The sequence below is a fragment of the Mucilaginibacter flavidus genome (genome assembly GCF_024055575.1).
Lineage (GTDB): Bacteria > Bacteroidota > Bacteroidia > Sphingobacteriales > Sphingobacteriaceae > Mucilaginibacter > Mucilaginibacter flavidus.
The window spans coordinates 44,447-66,514 of the sequence record NZ_JAMXOE010000016.1 but is presented as its reverse complement, the minus strand read 5'-3'; the positions used below and the strand labels follow the sequence as shown (position 1 = coordinate 66,514).

The following is a 22,068-nucleotide window of genomic DNA, read 5'->3' as shown; positions in this document are numbered from 1 at the left end:
GTTTTTGACTCAGTTTGGTATCGCTGGTGTCGGGATGGCAGGATTCGAACCTGCGGCCTCCACATCCCAAATGTGGCGCGATACCGGGCTACGCTACATCCCGAAAGGGAACGCAAAGGTAAGCTTTATACTTATTGTTGCAAATGTTTTTTAAATAAAATTTCATCTTTTTTAATGCGCATTGTATACTCGATTAAATTTTGCTTTTATAGCCATTAACATTCAGGATGTTACGATCAAAAGCTAAGTTTTCGTCGAATAAAAATTTATTAAAGGAGCTAAATTTTCGTAGTAACCGACCAGTTAATTATAAGAAATGCTATGCAGATGGCGCAAATGAGTCCTAGCAAAACCATAGTCCAGTATACAAAATTTTTCATTAGGGGCATAATTGCGATTGATAATACATGATTAACACCAACGTGCATTGTTTTAAACAACGCGATGCTAGCATTTCAAAATTATTTTTTAGTAAATAAGGGTGTGATAAGACCCCCTTTTAATTCATCAAATTCAGGACACAAATATAGGAATTATATGTAATTAAAATAAATGTATAAAATACAAATTATTCGCTCCGGCGAGCAGAATAGCATATTTATGACAATTTACGCTACAAATGGTCTATCTTCTTTTGGATGGATTGCTTGTCAGGCTGATTTTTTGCTATGAACAATGCCTTTTCGAAATTCAGTTTAGCTTTAACTTTATTTATACCGGTATAAAGCTCACCCAGCAACGTAAAATAAAATTGATTGTCAATTAGGTTTAATTTTTCGGCAACAATAATGGCTTCATCTTTACCAATTGCTTTTGAAAATGCGAATGTTCGGTTCAGCGCTGCTACAGGCGAATACTCTATTTGCAACAAACGATTATAAAGTTGCAGCACATTTTCCCATTTTTCGTTAGTATCGGCCTGCTGTGTGCTCCAAAATGCAATTGTGGCCTCCAGGTGGTACTTTGTTAATCTATCCCCTATTGCTGCGCAATTTAAAAAATACCCGCCTTTGCTTATTAAATCGGCGTTCCAGAGGCTGATGTCTTGCTCCTCGTATAATATATGTTCACCGTTTATGCCTATCCGCGCTTCAAACCGCGAAGTATGGAAGCACATCAACGCCATCAGGGCGTTCACATGTGGCTTATTGGTGTTTTTATTTTCAATCAGCATATAGCAAAGACGCATAGCTTCAAGGCATAAGTCCTTCCGTATGGTTTGGCTTTTATTAACTGAGTAATAGCCCTCGTTAAACAAAAGGTAGATTGTTGTTAAAACCACATCAAGGCGTTCATCAATTTCAGCCAGAGTTGGCAATTCGATTTTTATGTTTCCTTCGCGTAGTTTTTCTTTGGCTCTAAACAGCCGTTTGTTTATGGTTTCCTTATTTGACAGGAAGGCTTCGGCAATTTCATCAATACCGAAACCACACAATATACGCAACGAGAGGCCGACCTGCGCCTCCGGCGCAATTGATGGATGGCAAATGACAAACATCATCTGTAATTGACTGTCGTTGATGTTTTGCGGCGACAAATCAATTTCTAACTCATAATCTTCGGCTAAGTTATTCCTTATTTCAGCGGCGACCTTACCGTCGAAAAGCAACTCCCGATGCAGATAATTTTTAGCCTTATTTTTTGCAACATTATAAAGCCATGCAATGGGGTTTGGCGGGATACCTTTGATGCCCCAGGTTTGCGCAGCCGTTATAAAAGTTTCGCTGGCAATATCTTCTGCTACCTCAATCTCAGCGAAACCGAACCGTTTACAAAGCACCGAAACTACTTTGCGGTACTCGGTTCTAAATAAATGTGGTATTAACTCTTGTTGCTCCATACACGAAAGCTTCGCACCCAAATTCGGCAATTGTGTCAATGTGTACCATCGCCTTTTGCAATTTTCCTTACCTCCACGGTATTTCCTTCTCCCTGTAAAATTGGACAGTCTTTGGCAAACTCAACCGCTTCATCAATCGACTCTGCTTTGACTATGATATACCCACCCAGGGTTTCTTTTATTTCCCCAAACGGGCCATTGGTCACTATCTTGTTGTGGCGCACAACCCTCGCGTTATCAAGAGGTAAGCCGTTACCACCAATATATTTGTTTTGTGATGCAATGCCACCTATCCAGTCCATGGTTTGTTTCATCCACGTTTGCATTTGCTCCGGCGAAGCAATTTTTGAACCGTCCTGGTGCCTGAAAATTAAAATAAACTCGTCCATTTTCTTAACTAATAACAGTATTAAATATATTAATTACCTGGTAACAATCGAAAGTTTAAAAATTGGACACTATTGTCATCTGTTTTTCTCGAAAGTATAAGGCGCTGCCGAAGGCACCAAATACAAAAGCCCGGCGAAAGCCAGGCCTTGATATATTTCACTACTTGAAGTATAGATATAAACTGAAACGAAGTTACATTTCAGGAACTAAACTGGCGTCTTTATTATCAAGCACTTCGTATTCTGAGTTTTTGCTAATAAATTCAGGTACAATTTCTTTCATTTTATTAACCACGCCCAATATGTCGTTTTGCTTATTTAAAGCAAGCAATTCGTTAATATCATTATGAACCTGGGCATATGAATACTCAATAACCCGCGAAATCTTTATTTTTTCGTGATAGGTTGGCATCGTATTTTCACCATCGTTCAATAGCTCTTCATAAAGTTTTTCTCCTGGCCTTAAACCTGTAAAAACAACTTTAATATCCCTGTCGGGCTGCAAACCGGCCAGTTTAATCATTTTTAACGCAAGATCGGTAATCTTTACAGGTTCGCCCATGTCAAAAATAAATATCTCGCCACCGGTACCCATTGTGCCTGCTTCCAAAACCAGGTGAACGGCTTCAGGGATAGTCATAAAATAACGGGTAATTTCCGGATGCGTAACAGTCAGTGGTCCGCCTTTTTGTATCTGCGCTTTAAATCTCGGTATAACTGAGCCATTAGATCCTAACACGTTACCAAACCTTGTGGTGATAAAGCGCGTAGTTCCATTGTTATCAGGATCATTTTTAAGCGATTGAATGTATATTTCGGCAATCCGCTTTGTCGTACCCATTATATTGGATGGGTTTACGGCCTTATCGGTAGAAATCATTACAAATTTGTCAACGCCGAAAGCAACTGACAGATCGGCAAGATACTTAGTGCCTACAACATTAGTTAATACGCCCTCGGTAGGATTTTCTTCCATCATCGGCACGTGTTTATAGGCAGCTGCGTGGAATACTATTTCAGGTGTGTAGTCGATAAACAATTTGCGCATCCTGGAGTAATTCCGCACATCCCCGATAAATATTTTAATATCGCTATCAGGGAAACTCTCCTCAACCTGCAGGCGAAGTTCGTGAAGAGGCGATTCAGCCTGGTCACACAAAATAATCATCGCTGGTTTATAGCCAAGCACTTGCTGAACAATCTCCGATCCAATAGAACCCGCAGCACCTGTTACCAGCACGCGTTTCCCTTGTAAATCTTCCGAAATCCTCGTGGTGTCAATCTGGATAGGCTTACGCTGTAGTAAATCCTCTATTTTCAAATCTTTAATCTGCTGAAGGTTAAGTTTGCCATATATCCATTGGTCAGACGGTGGAACTGTAAGCACCTGTATGCCCAGCGCCAGGCACTTTTCAAGCGCATTTTTCTTGGCTTGTTCATCAAGGTGATGGTTCATAATAATGAGCCTGTCTACCTTACGCTTTTTTATTAGGTTTTCCAGCTTATCAATATCATAAACTTTAAGCTGATGAATTTCTTTATTTATTTTATTAGGGTCGTCATCAACAAAGCCGATAACAGAAAAGTTAGTTTTTACGCTGGTCTCCAAAGCTTGCTTCACTAAAACTGCGCTGGTATCTGAGCCATAAATAAGTACAACCGTTTTAGTAGCATTTGAATAATTATTAATATAGAAATATGCACTTTTAACGGCAGTACGTAACAATATCAACAAAGTGCTTGATAACGAAAAGTTAACCAGCATTACCATATTTATGGTTATACGGCTAATAGGCCATTGCGGTAAAAACCAAATATTAATTAGTACAGAATATATTAATGTACATGAAAATACTGCGCTGAATATACGTAACACATCACGGGTGTTCGAGTAGCGGATTAACCCGGTGTGTATCCGCATCATAAACATCACAGCCAGCGACGTTAAACAATATAGACTCGTATAAATTAAGAAATATCCTCTTAATATATTTATAAACTCGAAACGGTACACAATAAAATACGCGACCGAGAATGATGCCGCAACAATAAAAAAATCCAGAACGATTATGACCCATCGCGGAACAACCTTATTAGATAGTGAGTATTTCTTCATAAGACTATTATTATTTGCTAAGATAAAAGTAAGATTATATTTTAATAAAAAAAATAAATTATTTTACTACAACACACATTATATATGTCAAAAAACTGCCTAAACAATTTTACTTGCAGCCCTCCTGATGCAAACACAAATAACCATTTAATCTTAAATATGAAAAAGTATAAATTTATATTTTTTGTCGTATTTTTAATGTATTAAGATTATTTTTAAGTAGTAACAGTTTTAAAATTATATAAAAAATAGATAACGGAACAACCACTACACAAAATAACACAGGCGACGTTAATGAGTGGTTAAAAATAATTAAACAAATTATTGTAGCTTGTAACATAGCATAACCAAACGCCACCCATAAATGCGACATTCGGTATTCATTTACCATTAACTGATAAAAATGGAGCCTGTGCGCCTTGAAAATATTCTGTTTTAATATTATGCGGTGAATAATTGTTAGTACGGAGTCGATGCCATACACAACAAGGAACAAAATATACTCCCAATCACCACTTACAAAAATTAAACGGAGTATCAATAAAATTATCCAAAAAGCAATTGTTACACTTCCCACATCGCCTGCAAAGCATTTGGCTTTTTTACGAAAATTGTAAAAAAGGAACACCAGGCAAGCCAGCATTGGTATCCATATCATCTCGTTTTTAATAAATAATATGTGGTTTTGATTAACGTAAAGCAGTCCACCCAAAACAACCAAACTGTATGTGCCGGTTATGCCGTTAATACCATCCATAAAGTTGTACATATTAACTACACCAATTACTATAATGTAAAGCAACGGAATAATATAGAGCGGCTCGAACTGAAAGATATTTAAATAACAAAACATACAGGTTACTGCTAGCAAGTGAAACAATAACCTCAACCGGCTTGATAAAGTAAGCCTGTCATCCAGAAAACTTATTGCCCCAATAATTACAATCCCCGTTATTGCCAGCCAAAATTCAGGATATAAAACCAAGATAATCAACGCAGCAAATACAAAAATAACCCCACCCCCTCTTATTGTTACTTCAGTGTGTGAGCTTCTTTCATTCGGATGATCTATAATATTATAATGATCAGCTATTCGGAAGTAAGCCAACATTGCCAGAAAAAATACCAAAGTTAGAATAGGATATATCATAAAATTATTGATTCTGGAAACTGCTGATGGTGCTTTTTAGTCCGTCGGCCGATGAAATGGGCAAATGACTTATCGCCAGTGCCTTTTTTATCTTGCTGTTACTTACTACATAATTTTCAGTGAGCTTTTTTAGCCGTTCTGTGTTTATTGGCAATCGCAATTTATCGCCAACAAAAGCAATCTGCTCAATAAGTTTGCGATTTATCTTCCACAATTTGGATTTTAAGTGATTGGTTTCTGCAATTATTATAATTACTTCGTTAGTAGATAAGGGCACATCATCCGCAATGTTGTAAATACCACCCACAGGGCTAACGGCGCCGGCTAATTTTTCAACTATAAAACAAAGATTTGAAATTGATAAAAAAGACCTCTTGTTTTCAAATGCAGCAAAGGGGTAGGGAATCCCCTTACTAACGAACCTATATAGTAAATTTAAATTTCCTTTATTGCCCGGGCCATGAATCATGCACGGCCTTAAGATATATAACTTTTTTTCGGGCGGAAGTGTTTGCGCCAAGAGATATTGTTCGGCCTTGAATTTTGATTGGCCATAAACCGTCTTCGGATTCGGGACGACATCCTCGCTTAAAATATTTTCGACCGTATCGGCAGCCGCCTTAACACTGCTGAAATATATAAAAACAGACGCCGTGCTTTTTAAAAACTGGCTAAATAATTTTATAGTCAAGTCAGTATTTACCTTAAAATACTCGTCAGGCTCCGAAGTATTTTTTAAGTCATGAGCCTTGCCGGCAAGGTGAATAAAAACATCAATTTTTAATACAGATATCCTCTCCAGATCACTCCATAAAACATTATTTTCTTGCTTACCGGCATTTCGCGATAATGGGTAAATCTCGTTACCGGCCTTCGCCAAATAGTTACTGAGATTGAGACCTACAAAGCCATTTGCACCTGAAATTAATATCTTGCTCATTATAGGTAGGCTAAAATAGATTTTGCCATTTCAGTATTGATCTGTTCCCGTTTGAATTTACGAAGAAAATCTTCGCGAAAGCCCGTTGTATAGGTATAGTTCTTTAGCTGGCTAACCATGTCATCCACATCACCCGGCAAAAAAAGAATATGATTAGGAACATTCTCATTTATAAATTGGTTAGCGAAACCTGCTACCCCAGCTATCATTGGTTTATCGTACGCCCCCAGCTCAAAAATTTTTGATGGAAGTACTTTTTTAAACGCATCATAATCGTTCAGATGTAAAAATAAAAAGTCCGACTTTTTATAGATTTCGAGCAGCTCTTTTCGCGAAACAGGTTCTTTTAATTCAACGTTGGTTACATTCTCAGCTTTTAATCCTTCTAATAATTTCTGCTTTACGCCGCCATCACCAATTACTAAAAATTTGTACTTATCGCCGAGCCTTTTAGCAGCCTGGGGTATAATTTTATGCAATCCCTGTCCTTCGCCTATGTTTCCGGCATAGGTTATCAAGCACTGGCCGGTATTATTTTCGGGGCTTGGGCTTAAATCTAAAAATTCGGGATCGATTCCGTTTGAAAAATACGAATATGCAGGCTTTTTGTACTTGGCAAAATACGACCTAAAGCCGCCCGATATTAAATTAATATGAGTTGCGTAGTTGAACACACGTTTTTCGATGTTTTTTAAAACCATCAAAACTCCGGTTTTTAGAATAGCGTTTTTCAGGACGTCATTCATGGTATCAGTAAAAATATCCCGAATATCAAGATACAATGGGATCTTTTGCTTTTTTGCAATTTTATAGCCCAGATAAGCGGTAAACAACCTGGACGATGAAGCAAATACCATATCGTATTTTTTACCTTTTATTATTTTCTCTGCCTCAAAAAAATACGTTTTAAACGAGTTAATCTGATCGGCAAAACCGCTTTTGTGTTTCGGGATTAATACGCGATTGATGGTAATATTGTCCCGTTCCTCAAATGCCGGAGCTCCTACATCAAATGTATTGTATCGATTAGGCAGCGTGGTAATAATATCAATAATTACCTTACCATCAGCTTGTTTAGCAAGTTCTTTAGCTAAAGGCGAATTCCGGAAAGAGCCAGCACAAAGATCGGGTTCAAAATAAAAGCTCAAATAAAGAATTCTTTTCATTTAAATTTTATAACAACGTTATTTCAGTTTGCAATTGCTTTTTAAACTCAACTGTTAAACATGTAGCGGTCAAGTACTTGTTATAGCCATTTGCCAGTTCGTACTCCTGCAGTTCGAGTTTATTCTTACCAGTAAATTCAATAGTTGCTATGTTGTTTACAAAAACCTTATTAGGATTTTGAATTTCAACTTTACAATTTGGATAAAAGTGGAATAGAGCCTTTAGGGATAGCTCATCCGCACCTGTTATAACATCAATGATGCTTACAACATCGCCGGCAAAAATAAAATTTCTTTCGTGATTAGCCACATTTTTTTTTCGATAACCGTTATGCCCTGCGGTAAGTGCTGTTTCAGTGTCTTTAGTTATTTCAATTTCGGCCCGCCTGCCCACCCTGAAGCCACCCCAAACTTCCGATTGATTACATCCAGAAAGTTCAACAGTATTATGGGCATTTGTAGAGCGTTCATAAGTTCTTTTAGTCCCTATTTGATAAGTTGACGTGCCTGTATCTACAATAATTGGTATCCCCTTGCTATATAATACAAATGACAGCATGTCTGAATGGCTATGCCCAGGTTGATAAGACGGCCCAACATCTCCCGCATCAACCACGCATTCGTATTTTGGTGATACATACTTCCTGTACCCGGAACCGTTAAGTTGTAACGTTTCATTAGGTTTAATGTTTAATTGCCGTGCAAATGCAAATAATTCGGCGCTGGTAAAGGCTATACCGTCAGCGCTGTCATTAAAATGAGGGATATCGCCGTTTGAAAAGGTGATAAGTTCCAACCATTTTAACATTTCAGCAGCTTTCGATGTAACAAATTTCAAAAAATCACAATCGTAATCTTCAACTTTGCTGTACCAATCAATAAGTTCCAGTACTCTAAATAAAATAATTTGATGATACATGGGGCTCAATTCAAAATGCCCGCCATCATTTAATATTTGTTCATTTAGCTCGGCGTACAAAATTCTTTTTGACGTCTCAGCCCAGGTGCTATTATTAAACACGCTGCTTCCCATAAATAAAGCAAAGGCGTTTTCCAGCAAATGATTGCCTAATAAATGGAATTCCAAATTATCGTTCAGATAATTAAGTTGCCCATACAGGTCTTCGATAATTAAAGGATCAGAAAGTTTTTCGGTACTTAAAAACCTTATAGTGTTTATTGCGCGCAATGCAACCGGGTATGGTTCCAGTTTAAGTTTACCTATATTTAACCACGAACCGATGTCATGTAGCCACTGTTGTTTTAGCTCTACTGTTATGTCGGTTTGGTGCAGGTAATTAAAATATTGCAGGTTGTAATTCCATAGTTTACCATAACCTTGGTAGTCCCAGTTAATAGTGCCGGCGAAATCTTTTTTAAGATTTAAAAAAGTAAAACTACAATTTGCGCCAGCCAAACCAGTTAGTTCATAGGCGGTAGTAAAACGTAGTGCGTTAAAGGTCAACCCAATTACGGAGTTGGGTTTGTACGACGCTAAGTTTTTACGCGGTTTTAATCTGTAGTAAAACTGGTAAATTATTTGCTTTAATTTTAGATGCCTTACGGTCCTGAAAAGTAATAAGCTTTTTTTTACCACAATTGCGCTATAAGTTTAAACTTAATATAACATCAAGAATCCTTTCAGAAGTATGACCATCCCATAACTCGGGTATTTCTCCCTTTTTCCATTGCCCGGCAAAAAGTGTATCAAATGCGGGAGGAATAGCTATTGGATCGGTACCCAATAATTCGTTGGTGCCTATTTCGCAAGTTTCGGGCCGTTCAGTATTATTCCTCAACGTCATGCAAGGCACATTCATCACGGTAGTTTCTTCAGTTATCCCTCCGGAATCTGTTATAACTGCTTTTGCATTCCTCACAAGGTAGTTAAACTCAAGGTATCCCAAAGGCTCTATCATATGCAGATTAGGAGCCGCAATACCTAAACTTTCCAGCATTTTCGCTGTACGCGGATGGACAGGGAAAATTAAGGGGATGCCGCGCGAGGAATCAATTATAGCAGTTATCAATTTACGTAAGCCTCCCTCTTCATCTACATTTGCCGGGCGGTGAAGTGTCATCACAATATATTCCTTTGGCTGTAATCCAATCTCATCCCAAACTGATGGTTTTTGAAAGTTTGGCATCTGGGTTAATAGTGTGTCTATCATTGTATTACCTACAAAAAAAACTCTATCTTTTCCTATCCCCGCGTTTTTAAGATTATTGTTTGCAGTATCGGATGTAGTAAAAAAATAATCGGTAATGGCATCTGTCACCATCCGGTTTATTTCTTCGGGCATAGTCAGGTCACCGCTTCTTATCCCAGCTTCAACGTGTGCGACTTTTATGTTATTGAGTTTTTTTGCTGTTATGGAGCAGGCCATGGTGGATGTAACGTCGCCCACTACTAAGACAAGGTTCGGCCGTGTTTCCATAAGCACCTTTTCATAGCGCACCATAATTGCGGCGGTTTGTTCTGCCTGAGTACCGCCCCCTGCTTCCAGGTTAATATCCGGCTCCGGTATGCCCAATTGTTCGAAAAAATCACCCGACATTTTCTTATCGTAATGCTGACCGGTATGAATTAGTCTGTAATTTATTTTGCTGCCAGCTGCCTGCATGCCTTCGATGGCGCGGATAATTGGCGCAATCTTCATGAAATTGGGGCGCGCCCCTGCTATAATATCAATGAGCATAAGAATTATATATTATCGAGAGTAATCTCTTAATTTTAGGAATTTACACTGTACCAGGAAGACAAATACAATAGTTGAAATATCTTGTAAGTATTATTGTTCTTTCCTTTATAGTGGCTTTCAAAAATATTTTCCACATAAGGTCGATTAATAATTTCGAATAGGCGATTGTCTTCTGCAAATTTTAAAGCCTTTTGATAGCCCAAATCTTTTACCGCATTGTCCATGGGCGGATTAAAGCCCGCCTTACGCCTGTTGACGATTGATGACGGCAACTCCTTCAGCAAGATATTTCTCAAAGGCTTTTTTGTTTTTTTAAAACTCACCAAGTCATCATCGTCCAATGAAAAACCAAGTTCAAAAAGCTCCTTAGTCGCCAGTGGTACCCGCATTTCCTGGCTTTCGAGCATACTTGATTTATCAGCGACCGAGAAATTATGACTTAAAAAACCATAAAGATCAAGTTTCATAGCTTTTTTTAGATCACTATCGGTGTCTGTGTTCTTAAGAATATTTTCCAGCTTGTTTTTAAATCTTTCGAAATAAGGTTTATCAACCAACATTTCCGATATTTCGTTTTTTGAAAAAACACCAATTAGATTCGAATAACCATAAATAAAGTCCGTTTCCTTTAAGAAATTATTAAATCGTTCCTTTTTTTTCCGGAAGAACTTAACCCGCGAAAAAAATAGATTGATAAATATTTGAGCGACTGCGAAAGCTTTTCTAAATTTAAGCATTTGATACCTCGGATAACCGGCGAATATTTCGTCGGCGCCCATCCCACTCAAAATTACTGTATAACCAAGTTTCTTTGTTTCCCGTGATAGCAACTGCGAAGAGATGAAGGTGAAATCTGCAATAGGCTCTTCAGTTGCTTTTGCAAGGTGTTCCACAAATTTCAAAAAATCGTCGCCACTCAAGGCGTTGTCATCTGAGATCTTAATAGTTTTTAGCTCTGCATCAAACAGGCCGGCGATTTTGTTCGCATAGTCGAAATCGCTGGTCATTCCGGATTGTTTGTACTCGTCGGCCGAAGCTTGTACAACAAATGCCTGAGTTTTTTTTCGCAGCTCACTTAAAATAATGCTGGAATCAACGCCGCCGCTAAAAAAAATGCCAACTGGCACGTCGCTCACGGTCTGCTCGTTAATTGACTTTCGCACTTCAGTTTCGACATCAACGAGGCTAACACGTTTTTTGCCCGGTTCCCAATAAACAACCTCCTCGTAATGCACAGCATCGTCGTTGAGATTGATAATAGAATATGTGCCGGGTCTAATCTTCTTTATCTCTTTAAAGCCAGTGTCTGGCTCATATAAAAAGCCACTCATTAAAAACTCTGTGAGTTGCTCTTTATCCAACGTTTTTTTTACACCTGCAATCTTTTCTAAACCTTTAATCTCAGATGCAAAAGCAAATAGTTCTTTATCGTAATAAAAATATATTGGCTTAATACCGAGTTGATCTCTGACAACAAACACTTTGTTTGCAATGGTATCGATGATACAGAATGCAAATATACCGTTCAGTTTGTTTAACATATCGGCACCGTATTCGATAAACATTTTTAGCAAGACCTCGGTATCACTGCCGCTTTGAAAGGAGTAGCCTTTGTCGACCAAATGCGTTTTTAGACTTGCATAATTATATATTTCTCCATTAAAAATAATTGAATAGCGGCGATCTTCCGAATGAAAAGGTTGATTTCCTGCTTCTGAGAGGTCAATTATGCTCAATCGCAAATGCCCCAAACCCACGTTTAACTGATTGTGTTGATAGTAGTATTCTCCTTTAGCATCAGGGCCACGATGAACCATGGCCAACAAACTTTCGTTTAAACTTAACTTTTTAGAGGCAATGTACCCGACAATTCCACACATAAATATTCAGGTAGTTTATTGATTAAATATATTTCTGGTTCCTAAATCTTCTTTTAATGAAGGCGTGCTTGTTACAAAAGGCGTAGATGCAACGCAGCCGATTGCGTTAGATCCAAATTTAAAAGCGGTCTTGCAGCTTTCGATATAAGGATATAAAACCTTATTAGAGACACAACCCGCTTTGCTATCAGGATTATCGAAATAAAATGATATACCGCAACCCTCGGAGGCAATATGGTTAATAACATTACCATCGCCGTTAATATACATGCCAACATCGCACTGACCCACTCTTCCGCCAACCCATGTATTTGAATTTGGACAACGGCTTGCGGCGTTTTTGTCGTAGGTGAATTTCCATCCATATTGCCCTGTCGCGCCTTTTTGCTTTCCGCCCTGTACAAAGCAATTTTCAAACAAGTTGTAGTAACTACCTGTTCCATTAGCACCATCACCACACAGTTGAATGCCTGTATCGTTGTTACCAGCTACGGAAACACCACAATTTTTTAATTGTGAATAAGATGCCTGCCATCTTATTCCTACAGCGCCAGCGCCTTCAACATTTATTGAAAGGTCCTGTATCGTGACTCTAACAGGGTAGTTTTTATCGTTAACTCGTTGAAAGCCTATAGCAGCATCGCTTCCTGAGTATTTAATAACAGCCATATTACCGTAAACGATTTGGCTGTTCTTTCGGATGTAAACTGTACCGGAGATATTAAACACTTTACCTGCCGGAAGATTTATTACATCTCCTTTATCAAAATAAGCCTGCAAAGTTCCGGTATCGTCCTGGTAATTACCAACTTGAGGATTTTGATGAAACTCTGGAACTTTTGATATTAAATTTGAACTTCCAAGGCAAATAATCGCCAAAAATAAAAACAAATTTTTCATAACGGTTTTGTATTGAGATGTTATTTGAAAGAATAATGACTGGCTCCAAAAATAACTCATTTAAGTCCATTTATCAAAATATTACTTGCTTATGCTCTGTGTTGCATTGCGCCGTGCAGTTCGCAGCATATTTTGCTTCTTCTGTAATGAAAGCATCATACCCAAAGCAACAGGTAAAATAGGCGTTACAAACAGCGCGTAAGAGAAAAATGACTCGAGAAAAATAAATACCGAAACTCCCAAGGCAATAACATAATTTCTATCGCGTAACAAGGCTTTATTGGTTTTCAGAAAAATTGAGAATAAAAAATAATAAACAAATAGGGTAAAAATAAGACCATACTTTGATAGAAAACCAATTGGCGAAAAATGTGCGTTGGATGTTTTAATATATTCACCGCCAGTATCAACATTGTAAACAAAACCCATCCCTTTACCCAGAAAATAATCTTCGGGTCTCATCTGGGCGAGGATAGTTTCGAATTCGTTAAATCGGCCGGCCGAAATTTGATCGATGTTGGAATTGGTTGATTCCTCGCTTTTAAATAAATCGAAGGTGTTTTTAAGTCTGCTTACAGCAAGATTTTTTGAATAGTTTTCGAACACGTAGAACGCGACAACTACTGCCACTAAAAAAATAAATAAAAATTTAACAATCTGTTTTCGCTTAAATACAAATGTATAACAGAGGAAAACTACAATAGCCGACACCAGTTGAGCCCGCTTGCCATACAACAGGATTACGAAGAAAGATATGATTACGTAGAATGTATTTGACAACATAAAATTTGCAAACGGTAATTCCATTGGCGGAAATATTGCCAACCTGCTATGATTTGAGCTTGTAAACAAATAATAAGTAATAGGAAGCAATATTATACTGCCATAAAAAGCCAAATTGACGTAAACCTTAACATATTTACCGAAATCAGCGGTAGACCAATATTTTTTAAAAACAAGAACTTTAACAAAAAAGAAGAACGGCAGCGTAAAATCCGTGATAAACCGCCTTGAGATATCATTATTCGAAAGGCCGATCAGCGCACTTGCAAGTAAAAGAGCACATAATGCCGTGATTTTCCTATCGAGGGTATATTTAAAGCCAAGTAAATAAATAATCAGATCTAAAGCCGCACTTACTATAAGAAACTCTTCCACGTATGAGTCTTGGTAAACGCTTCTGGAAATGGAAGCCAGAATGCCTATCAAAGAAAATAGTGGTAAAAAAAGTAAGTAATATTTTATGAATTTATTCATGTTCAACTATCGCTACACTGCCGCCGTGATTAATTCTGAAATCAACAAATGCCCTTTGGCGTTAAGATGGTAGCCGTCTTCCAATGTATAATCGTCAATGTCGTTTAATTTCAAATCAATTAAATGTACGTGTTTATAATCTTTTGCACACTTATCAATAATGGCGTTATATTGAGTTATTGCACTCTGAATCGTTGGGTTTAAGGAAACAAACCTTTTACCTGCGGGTAGAATTTTTACGTAAAGTACTACTTTGCGGGCAAATGTATTGAAAAGTTCCAATAGATTCCGCTCAAAAATCTCAGGTTTTACATAGCTGCGGTTAGTGCTTTGTGTTCTCTTTTTTTTTACCTGCGCTATTATTCGCTTTGAAATAAATGATGGTAGCCTGGCGATTATTTTGTTTTCGAGCATCGTAAAAAGCCTTGGTGCGCAATCAACTATACCTATTTGAACAATAAGAATATCTGTATCGGAAAGCAATGCCCCGACCTTTCTAAATCTATCACTAGTGCTCGAGCCCAACGAGAGGTTATTGATTTGATAACCAGGTAATTTTTCTTTTAAAAGCGCCGGCCAGCGCAGATTGTTATCTAACCCGTCCGGGCGATTATAAGCCAGTGAATCACCTATTATCGTTATATTACTCATTAATATATTTTAATAAACTATTCCTGAAATAGTATATACCCTTATTTTCAAAACGCTTAAACATTTCGTTCTCCCTAAAATCTTTATAAAATGGCACAATACCGGGGAAGCCTACCACCAGTTCTTTTAATTCTTCCGCTGAAAACGCTATGCCTTTATAACCGGTTTTGATAACTTCAGAAATTCCGTTCTTTGCCATCTGGCTGAATGCACAATAAATTGTCGGTATCCCATAATTTAGTAAGTAATGCTCAACAGCCGAAAATTTGACTAGCGCCAGATCCGCATTTTCAATAGCTGCCTGAAGCGAAATCGTACTCGAACAAATTTGAACTTCGTTATCGTAATTAGAAAATTTTTCGGGGCTTTCGCGAGGATGCGGCTTCACCGTAATTTCAATCTGTCGATCGTTTTTAATATCCAGCAAGGTATCAAGAATAGCAAAGTCGTTTTCTTCATCCAGCACGGGCTGGGTAAATTGCACTACTCGCAATACCCCATCGCCGGCGTCTTTTCTATGAATATCCCCACACTCATTAAAGGTTAAATTCCCCCAATAATCGCATTTGTGTGCGAGATATTGGTTGTTGGATTTAAACGCCTCTAAGACTTTTCTTTGATTGAACAATACCTGGTCGCAAAAAAAGAAATGCGGCAAGTATCCGGTACTCATTGCGACGGAGATTAGTTGTATGGTCTTTATATCGTACTTTTTCCCCAGCTCGGCGATAAAATATGCATACTGCGTGTAAATTTCGCAGGTTATCAGTGTCTTGGGGATTCTCGCACCTTCTTTTTTTTGTCTCTTAATCAACCTTTCCAAACCAGATGTATAGACTTGGGCTTCCAGGGAATGTATGATCATTTCCGTCACCGCATTCGAATATGGAAATCCATACTTCTTATCCGTTCGCTTCAATTTGTGTTGATAAACAATTTTATATTTCAGCAAAAGAGCCAGAACAAACCAAACTGAGGCTAAAAAACCAAGAAATGAAGTCGTTTCGATATTATCGATGTAATCGTCTTTGCCCAAGCCACTATTTCGCAAAAATTCTTTGTTTTTACCTTGGGTACGCAGTCCATCGGATGCATAAATATCCGATTGTTCATTAAACTCTCTTACGTAATCTACGATGTATTGCGAATGCGCAAGCCCCCTGGATAAAAAGAGGATATCTTTGATCTTCGCTGCGGAGTTTATTTTTAATTTAAAATAAAGCTTCGCCTGGAGTAAAACCTTATAGATAAAAAGTCCGTATCGTCTCGCCAATATCCTTTTTCTCAATGTTAAAACTGAGTGCTTTTTGATAATATTGACCTCTATACGGGGATAATTTCGATTTATAAAACCGTATAAAAGTTTACTTATAAAATCATAGGCTTCATATTGCAGCGGCTTGGTAACTTCACCCTCGGCTTCATAAAATGGCATGTAGAAATTCTGGTCGAGCAACTCAGTAAACACAATTTCTTCGATTGAATATTCCTCGATTAGCCTTTTGACTGTAATTTTCCAGTTTTCAAGCGCCATCATAACAAAATACAATGAAGTTTTGCTTGAAATGAAGACATCCGCCAAAGATTTTGGAAGCTGACGGGTGTACTCATCGTATATTAGCTCTTCCTGCTTTAGAAAGTCAATATCGTTGACATGTACATCCTCAAGTTTTTCATGCACATGTCCATATCGTGAGGAATGAGATTTAAACTTAGATAGTATGATATAGTTTGACTCCGGCAAATCAAATTCGATATTCTCACTAAATAAAATAAACAATTTCATTCTCCCTCGGGTTTCTATTATTTTGCCAGCATCTGCTTGTAAATACCCGCATTTTTTATGTGGTCGGCTATGTTAAGCAGTTTAGTGTGATCATCATTTAAAAATGCCTCAACCTGTTTGTAAATGCCCGGTTTAAATTCTTTATCCAAACTATCGTCAAATAAATGCTCTTCTATTTTTATACTTCCTTTCAACTGCAAACTTACCTTTTCCATCGGTTTTAAATAGATGCGGCGTTCTTTAGTTAGCAATTCAATGGCCCAGCGGCCAGCGCTTTCCCAATTTGATAAGTACGAGAACAATATCCCGCTATCGGTTATTCCGGCGCCACTAAAATTTGTTTTATCATGCCAGGTTAAACTTCCGGATTTGGAATAGCAACTCATCTCAGATGGGGCACCAGCAAGGTAAAATGCGAGGTCCACAACATGCGTAGAGTTTGCGAAAAACCAATTTTCTTTGATTCCAGGTGCCTTTTTTAACGGCTCAATAACATGTGCCCATTCCGTAAATTCAAACGACATAGATTGTAGTCCGCCGTCTTCAGCTATTAATCTGCTTGCCTCGGTTACCGCCGAATAAAACCTTCGATTATAAGCAACGAACACTTTTCTACTATGTGTGAGCAATACATTTTTATTAACCAATAACTCATCAATACTAAGAGCTCCCGGCTTTTCAACCAATATTTTATAAGCCCCGCTTTCAAGCACTTTCAGCGTACTTTCCATTAGCCCTTCGAGGTTGGTAGATACAATTACATATGTGCCACTGGCAAGATTATTATGCTGGAGATATAAGTCCAGCCCTCCGGTAACAGGCTTTACTCCCGTTTGTCGTTCAAATTCCGCTGCTGTGGCTTCTCCCCTGCCTATAACCTTAAATGGAATAATCATATGCATTAAAACTTCTGCATAGGCAACTGCCATTGGTCCGCAACCAATTAATAGTAGATCAGGCTTCATTATGTTATAGGGCAAATTCTATTGTCTATTCCGGTTAGATCATTATATTTTGTCAACAAAGTCTTAATAAACGGCACGTGTGATTGGCGCGCTTCTTCATATGTGGGAAGATCACATGTACCGTTCAAAAAAAGGTCACTGGCAATAACGGTTGTTAATTGGCTTTGGAATTTTGTCGCTGATTGCCGTTTATAATCTGTTCTTCCGTCACCTGTTTTTTGATGATAAGTGATAGACATAGCCCCCTCTATTATTACCCAGCTTTCTGAAACGGTGGATATGGTCACACTGATCATATTCAAATCTCCCTTGAAGGAAGATACTGAAAAACACGATCCATTTTTCATAATCCCTTTTAGCGTGCCGGAGAACTCAATATAGCCCGGGCGCTTACTTTCAAGCAACTCATCATCAATCCAATCAGCATTAATGCTGTCAACTTCGGAGCCGCTTAGGAAAGCGCATAGATCTATAAAATGCAAACCATTACAACCCAACCCCCAATTATTTCCGATAACATGAAGTTTAACAGGCTCATCGACCGGAATCTCACGTTTAATAGACACATAACTGTCAAATATCCGTCGTGGATGATTAACCCAAACAGGTATTGCTTTTTGCTGGATTAGTTCAGCAATTTCCGGGTAGGATTCAACGTCCTGAAATAATATTTTTTCAAGCAACAGGTACTTCACCTTAAATCCATCGAGCAAAATATTTAACACCGACTTTCTGACATTTGCACCAGTGGCTACGATCACCAGATCAAGATCGATTGGCAGACTGGTCCAATCTGTTATGAAGCGAATTATGTGATCATTTGGAATCTCTTCCGCGCGCCTTTTTGAAATTTCTAACGATTGCTCAGAAGGATCAAGCACGTATATCGTCTGAGGCATGTTAAGATTGAGCAAGCCTTGCAAATGTCTGCTTCCTATTTGGCCGGCGCCTATTATTAAGTTAGTTTTCATGTAGATATAAATTACTCAGGCAGACAATCGATAAGTTCTTTATCTGCAGATAATGCAAAGAAAGCCCTCCTGTTTGCCCAAAGGTAAAATGCATTTGAAATTATTATGGCAGTAAACTGAAATATAAGCGCAAGCGTTATTATTTCTTCTGTTTTCAAAGCTGCGAACTTATAAAATACGAACAACATTGTCCCACCTATAAAAATTGATAGAAACCACCATTTTAAGAATCTAACCTCTGAATTTAATGCAATTGAGATATTGCCCGCTATCCCAATACTCAAAATAATAATTTTTAGTATAAATTGATAGGTTAAAAAGTAGGTTAGGTCGGCATAGGCAGGAAAATACTTTAGAATTATGAACCTATCAATAAATGGGGTTATACCGATAGCCAAAACTGACAGTATTAGAGTGAAAATTATCCCATATTTTAACATCTGAACTCTAAAAGCAGAACTTAAACTCGCTTTTTTCAAAATTGTAGGCGTATAGTAAAACAACACTGTAACAAAAAACAAATAAATGGTGCTTGCAATATTGTCGGCTAGTTGATAGTTACCTTTTAAGGCTTTATTAGTTGAGAAATTGTTAAGCAAAAAACGGTCAAAAGTCAAGAAGTAAGTACTTACAATTCCCATCAAGGTCATTTTTGTACCAAGTTTTATTTGTGGTTTTATTGTTTTTACAACTTGCAAAATGTCTTTCTTATGAAATCGCAACTGTAATTTCTTCAATATAGGATATGCTTGTATCGCATTCAATAAATTTGAGATGATTAAAGAAAATAACCAATACAGAAAAAACATTTGTATGCTATGCGCATAAAAAAATACCAGAACGAAATAAATGATCGAAAAAACAAGGTTCGAAAAATTAATCCCCAATATTTTATCTTCAAGCCTCAATAAAGTTTGAAAAACGTTTTGGAAATAAACCATCGAGGATATTAATGACACAACAAATAGCTGTTTAGGTAAACTGATAACGCCTAGTATAAACGCCACGAAGGAGATAAAAAAAGCAAAATAAAGTGTATTTTTAACGTATGTCTGCTTTATTTCGAAGTTACTGTCAACCACGTAAGCCTTTATAAGAGCGGCATTGAGTCCCATCATCAAATATTGAGAATAGGTAATAAAAATAAAGCCCGGGATAGTTTTGCTATACTCTGCCGGTCCTACTTTTTTAGCGATAACAATGTACGATAATGCAATAATTCCATACTCCAGATACCGTAATCCCGAAAATATTAATGATTTCCTTAAATACCTCATTTTAATGAATGAAAAAGTAAGAAATATTAATATAAAATGTTGCGCTCTTATTTTTGTAAACAAAAAAATTCATAAGTAGGTTAAAAGAATAGATGCGTTGTTAAATTGAATTAAAGCGTCGCCAATGAATCCTTAATTATCATATCATAATGGCTCATAAATGATGCAAACTTAACGTCAACCATAAATTATGAACCCAAACCGACAATCAGACCTCTGATTCCATTTCAAAATCAAGTTTATTATTTGCCAATAAATATTCCATAAATTCAAAATCTATGGGATGGTCCAAATCGAAACACATATGTTCGATAACATGGATTAAAGTATTATCGGTAAGAACACTGTTAAAGTCTGAATCAAAAAAACTGCGGTTGTAGAAATAAAATGATCCATTTATATCGTAAACTTTGGGTGCCGCCTGCCGACTTAAAATTACCGAGTCTAATTTTTTGCACAAACCATAATAACCATCGAGTTTTTTTTCCACCATATTAAAATAAGGATTACGTGCCGCATTGCTAACAGAGAACAGGTTATTAGCCCCGCCATCTGCTTTCAGTGCATCAAACGCCAGGTTTAAATCATCTATCGTGCGCAACGGCGAAGTAACGTCAAGATCTAAAACATACTCAAATGTAATTTGATTAACTTTTTCCTCGTGGAAAACCAAATCTTTAATCGCATCAACCTTGCCGGCCGCGTCGGTCGCCAGATGAGCAGGACGGGTATAATTTGTGTTGATACCAAATTCTGCAGCGGCCTTTTTAATTTCGACACTATCTGTAGAAATTGCAATTATTCCATCATGTAACGCAACAAATGCCTTTGCAACATAAATTGTGTAAGCAATTAAAGGTATGCCGTTCAATTTCTTTATATTTTTTCCCGGTATTCCTTTTGACCCTCCACGGGCGCAAATAGTAATTAAAATTGCCATTTTAAAATCTAATATGTTTTATATCTTCTTGAGCTTTAATGTAGTCCTGGTGCTTGCCAATATCCAACCAGTAGCCTAATAAAGGATAGTGCATCAGGTTAAATTTATCTTCCAGAATTATTTTATCCATCAAATCGGTAGCGTTATAAAAAACTCCTTTTTGCATATACCTTTTAAGCTCAAATTTTAATAAATAAATACCTCCATTTGAATAATAAGTATAAGTTGGTTTTTCAGCAAAAGAAACTACTTCCAGTTCTTTTGTTTCTAAGACTGCGTAAGGGACGTTTACAATATAGGGAATACTTGCCAGGGCCATTGTCGCATCTTCTTTCTTATAAAAATTATAGAAATCTTCAAAATCAATATTAGTCAACAGATCAGAGTTCATAACCAGAATATCCTCCTGCCCAACGTTATCAATTAACGAAAGTGCGCCCAAGGTCCCCAAAGGCTCTTCTTCTTCAATATAGTGAATGTGCACAGATTTGGCTGAACCGTCGCCAAAATAGTCCATTATCTGTTCTTTTAGATATTTAACACTTATATAAAATTCAGATATTCCATAAGAAATCAAACGATCAATATTGTGCTCCAATATGGATTTATCCCCGACCGTTAGCATGGGTTTGGGTATCAGATCAGTAAATGGTTTCAATCTTTCACCACGTCCTCCGGCTACAATTAGTGCGGCAATCGGTAAAATGGTTTTTGTCTTTTTCAGATCCAAAATTTGTACAAGGTGAAAGCTGTGATCCAATACAGGAATCAAATGAATATCGGCTTTACGATAAGCTTTGATTAAGTCGACATTGTCTCCACCTTCATACAAAAACTTAAACTGGGTATTCATAAATAACTCAATTGGCTGAGAAATTTCCAGTCCATTTAAAAGCCCCCTTCGTATATCCCCATCCGAGACGGTGCCAGCCATTTTATCACTCTCATCGATAATAAATATAGTACGGCTTGCATATAACGGTAATTCATCCAAAGCTTTAAGCGCTACCCGCGCCTGATTATATTTTTGAATTATATGTTCCTGATATTTTATCATTTTATATACACGTTAAACTCCATAATATTTTTCGTTTATTCGGGAATAACCATACTTTATTCCGTTGTTGAAAAAGTGACT

Annotated in this window: 18 protein-coding genes and 1 tRNA gene; all 19 read right to left on the bottom strand. The window is 37.4% G+C overall.

The window, feature by feature from the left end; genetic code table 11:
* Nucleotides 1-29: 29 nt before the first annotated feature.
* Nucleotides 30-103: transfer RNA gene (locus NAF19_RS20750), tRNA-Pro, on the bottom strand.
* A gap of 510 nt (nt 104-613) precedes the next feature.
* Entirely contained in the window at nt 614-1,840 is a 1,227-nt protein-coding gene (locus NAF19_RS20745; protein WP_252792255.1) for an RNA polymerase sigma factor, read from the bottom strand.
* A gap of 35 nt (nt 1,841-1,875) precedes the next feature.
* A complete protein-coding gene (locus NAF19_RS20740; RefSeq protein ID WP_252792254.1) occupies nt 1,876-2,229 on the bottom strand; it encodes a YciI family protein in 354 nt (117 codons plus the stop codon).
* 193 nt (nt 2,230-2,422) lie between these two features.
* On the bottom strand, nt 2,423-4,345 hold the full coding sequence (locus tag NAF19_RS20735) for a polysaccharide biosynthesis protein (RefSeq protein ID WP_252792253.1): 1,923 nt from the start codon (nt 4,343-4,345) through the stop codon (nt 2,423-2,425).
* A gap of 175 nt (nt 4,346-4,520) precedes the next feature.
* Nucleotides 4,521-5,495 (bottom strand): MraY family glycosyltransferase, encoded by a 975-nt coding sequence (locus NAF19_RS20730; RefSeq protein WP_252792252.1) that lies wholly within the window; start codon nt 5,493-5,495, stop codon nt 4,521-4,523.
* Nucleotides 5,496-5,499: 4 nt separating this feature from the next.
* A complete protein-coding gene (locus NAF19_RS20725; RefSeq protein WP_252792251.1) occupies nt 5,500-6,435 on the bottom strand; it encodes an NAD-dependent epimerase/dehydratase family protein in 936 nt (311 codons plus the stop codon).
* Nucleotides 6,435-7,601: a glycosyltransferase family 4 protein gene (locus tag NAF19_RS20720; protein ID WP_252792250.1), complete on the bottom strand. Its 1,167-nt coding sequence runs from the start codon at nt 7,599-7,601 to the stop codon at nt 6,435-6,437. The genes NAF19_RS20725 and NAF19_RS20720 overlap by 1 nt, the downstream gene beginning before the upstream one ends.
* A gap of 7 nt (nt 7,602-7,608) precedes the next feature.
* Nucleotides 7,609-9,198: a heparinase II/III domain-containing protein gene (locus NAF19_RS20715; protein WP_252792249.1), complete on the bottom strand. Its 1,590-nt coding sequence runs from the start codon at nt 9,196-9,198 to the stop codon at nt 7,609-7,611.
* Between the two features lie 7 nt (nt 9,199-9,205).
* A complete protein-coding gene (gene wecB, locus NAF19_RS20710) occupies nt 9,206-10,300 on the bottom strand; it encodes a non-hydrolyzing UDP-N-acetylglucosamine 2-epimerase (RefSeq protein ID WP_252792248.1) in 1,095 nt (364 codons plus the stop codon).
* A 35-nt stretch (nt 10,301-10,335) separates the two neighbouring features.
* Entirely contained in the window at nt 10,336-12,183 is a 1,848-nt protein-coding gene (gene asnB / locus NAF19_RS20705; RefSeq protein WP_252792247.1) for an asparagine synthase (glutamine-hydrolyzing), read from the bottom strand.
* A gap of 15 nt (nt 12,184-12,198) precedes the next feature.
* Nucleotides 12,199-13,083 carry a hypothetical protein gene (locus tag NAF19_RS20700; RefSeq protein ID WP_252792246.1) on the bottom strand — a complete coding sequence of 295 codons (885 nt, stop codon included), beginning with the start codon at nt 13,081-13,083 and terminating at the stop codon, nt 12,199-12,201.
* Between the two features lie 81 nt (nt 13,084-13,164).
* On the bottom strand, nt 13,165-14,241 hold the full coding sequence (locus NAF19_RS20695; protein ID WP_252792245.1) for an O-antigen ligase family protein: 1,077 nt from the start codon (nt 14,239-14,241) through the stop codon (nt 13,165-13,167).
* 111 nt (nt 14,242-14,352) lie between these two features.
* Nucleotides 14,353-14,991, bottom strand: a complete 639-nt coding sequence (locus NAF19_RS20690; RefSeq protein WP_252792244.1) for an SGNH/GDSL hydrolase family protein — start codon at nt 14,989-14,991, stop codon at nt 14,353-14,355.
* Complete coding sequence (locus tag NAF19_RS20685; protein ID WP_252792243.1) at nt 14,984-16,777, bottom strand: hypothetical protein; 1,794 nt, start codon at nt 16,775-16,777, stop codon at nt 14,984-14,986. The genes NAF19_RS20690 and NAF19_RS20685 overlap by 8 nt, the downstream gene beginning before the upstream one ends.
* A 17-nt stretch (nt 16,778-16,794) precedes the next feature.
* Nucleotides 16,795-17,742, bottom strand: a complete 948-nt coding sequence (locus NAF19_RS20680) for a Gfo/Idh/MocA family oxidoreductase (RefSeq protein WP_252792242.1) — start codon at nt 17,740-17,742, stop codon at nt 16,795-16,797.
* Nucleotides 17,742-18,713 (bottom strand): Gfo/Idh/MocA family oxidoreductase, encoded by a 972-nt coding sequence (locus NAF19_RS20675; protein WP_252792241.1) that lies wholly within the window; start codon nt 18,711-18,713, stop codon nt 17,742-17,744. Before NAF19_RS20675 ends, NAF19_RS20680 begins: the two co-directional genes overlap by 1 nt.
* 11 nt (nt 18,714-18,724) lie before the next feature.
* Nucleotides 18,725-19,990, bottom strand: coding sequence for a polysaccharide biosynthesis protein (locus NAF19_RS20670; protein ID WP_252792240.1), 1,266 nt, complete (start codon nt 19,988-19,990; stop codon nt 18,725-18,727).
* Between the two features lie 208 nt (nt 19,991-20,198).
* On the bottom strand, nt 20,199-20,930 hold the full coding sequence (locus NAF19_RS20665) for an acylneuraminate cytidylyltransferase family protein (protein WP_252792239.1): 732 nt from the start codon (nt 20,928-20,930) through the stop codon (nt 20,199-20,201).
* 1 nt (nt 20,931) lies between these two features.
* Nucleotides 20,932-21,987 (bottom strand): nucleotidyltransferase family protein, encoded by a 1,056-nt coding sequence (locus NAF19_RS20660; RefSeq protein ID WP_252792238.1) that lies wholly within the window; start codon nt 21,985-21,987, stop codon nt 20,932-20,934.
* Nucleotides 21,988-22,068: the final 81 nt, after the last annotated feature.

Bases quoted from the DNA above. Each gene is read 5' to 3' on its own strand.
- NAF19_RS20745 (WP_252792255.1), bottom strand. From the start codon at position 1,840: ATGGAGCAACAAGAGTTAATACCACATTTATTTAGAACCGAGTACCGC.
- NAF19_RS20740 (WP_252792254.1), bottom strand. From the start codon at position 2,229: ATGGACGAGTTTATTTTAATTTTCAGGCACCAGGACGGTTCAAAAATT.
- NAF19_RS20735 (WP_252792253.1), bottom strand. From the start codon at position 4,345: ATGAAGAAATACTCACTATCTAATAAGGTTGTTCCGCGATGGGTCATA.
- NAF19_RS20730 (WP_252792252.1), bottom strand. From the start codon at position 5,495: ATGATATATCCTATTCTAACTTTGGTATTTTTTCTGGCAATGTTGGCT.
- NAF19_RS20725 (WP_252792251.1), bottom strand. From the start codon at position 6,435: ATGAGCAAGATATTAATTTCAGGTGCAAATGGCTTTGTAGGTCTCAAT.
- NAF19_RS20720 (WP_252792250.1), bottom strand. From the start codon at position 7,601: ATGAAAAGAATTCTTTATTTGAGCTTTTATTTTGAACCCGATCTTTGT.
- wecB (WP_252792248.1), bottom strand. From the start codon at position 10,300: ATGCTCATTGATATTATAGCAGGGGCGCGCCCCAATTTCATGAAGATT.
- asnB (WP_252792247.1), bottom strand. From the start codon at position 12,183: ATGTGTGGAATTGTCGGGTACATTGCCTCTAAAAAGTTAAGTTTAAAC.
- NAF19_RS20700 (WP_252792246.1), bottom strand. From the start codon at position 13,083: ATGAAAAATTTGTTTTTATTTTTGGCGATTATTTGCCTTGGAAGTTCA.
- NAF19_RS20690 (WP_252792244.1), bottom strand. From the start codon at position 14,991: ATGAGTAATATAACGATAATAGGTGATTCACTGGCTTATAATCGCCCG.
- NAF19_RS20685 (WP_252792243.1), bottom strand. From the start codon at position 16,777: ATGAAATTGTTTATTTTATTTAGTGAGAATATCGAATTTGATTTGCCG.
- NAF19_RS20680 (WP_252792242.1), bottom strand. From the start codon at position 17,742: ATGAAGCCTGATCTACTATTAATTGGTTGCGGACCAATGGCAGTTGCC.
- NAF19_RS20675 (WP_252792241.1), bottom strand. From the start codon at position 18,713: ATGAAAACTAACTTAATAATAGGCGCCGGCCAAATAGGAAGCAGACAT.
- NAF19_RS20670 (WP_252792240.1), bottom strand. From the start codon at position 19,990: ATGAGGTATTTAAGGAAATCATTAATATTTTCGGGATTACGGTATCTG.
- NAF19_RS20665 (WP_252792239.1), bottom strand. From the start codon at position 20,930: ATGGCAATTTTAATTACTATTTGCGCCCGTGGAGGGTCAAAAGGAATA.
- NAF19_RS20660 (WP_252792238.1), bottom strand. From the start codon at position 21,987: ATGATAAAATATCAGGAACATATAATTCAAAAATATAATCAGGCGCGG.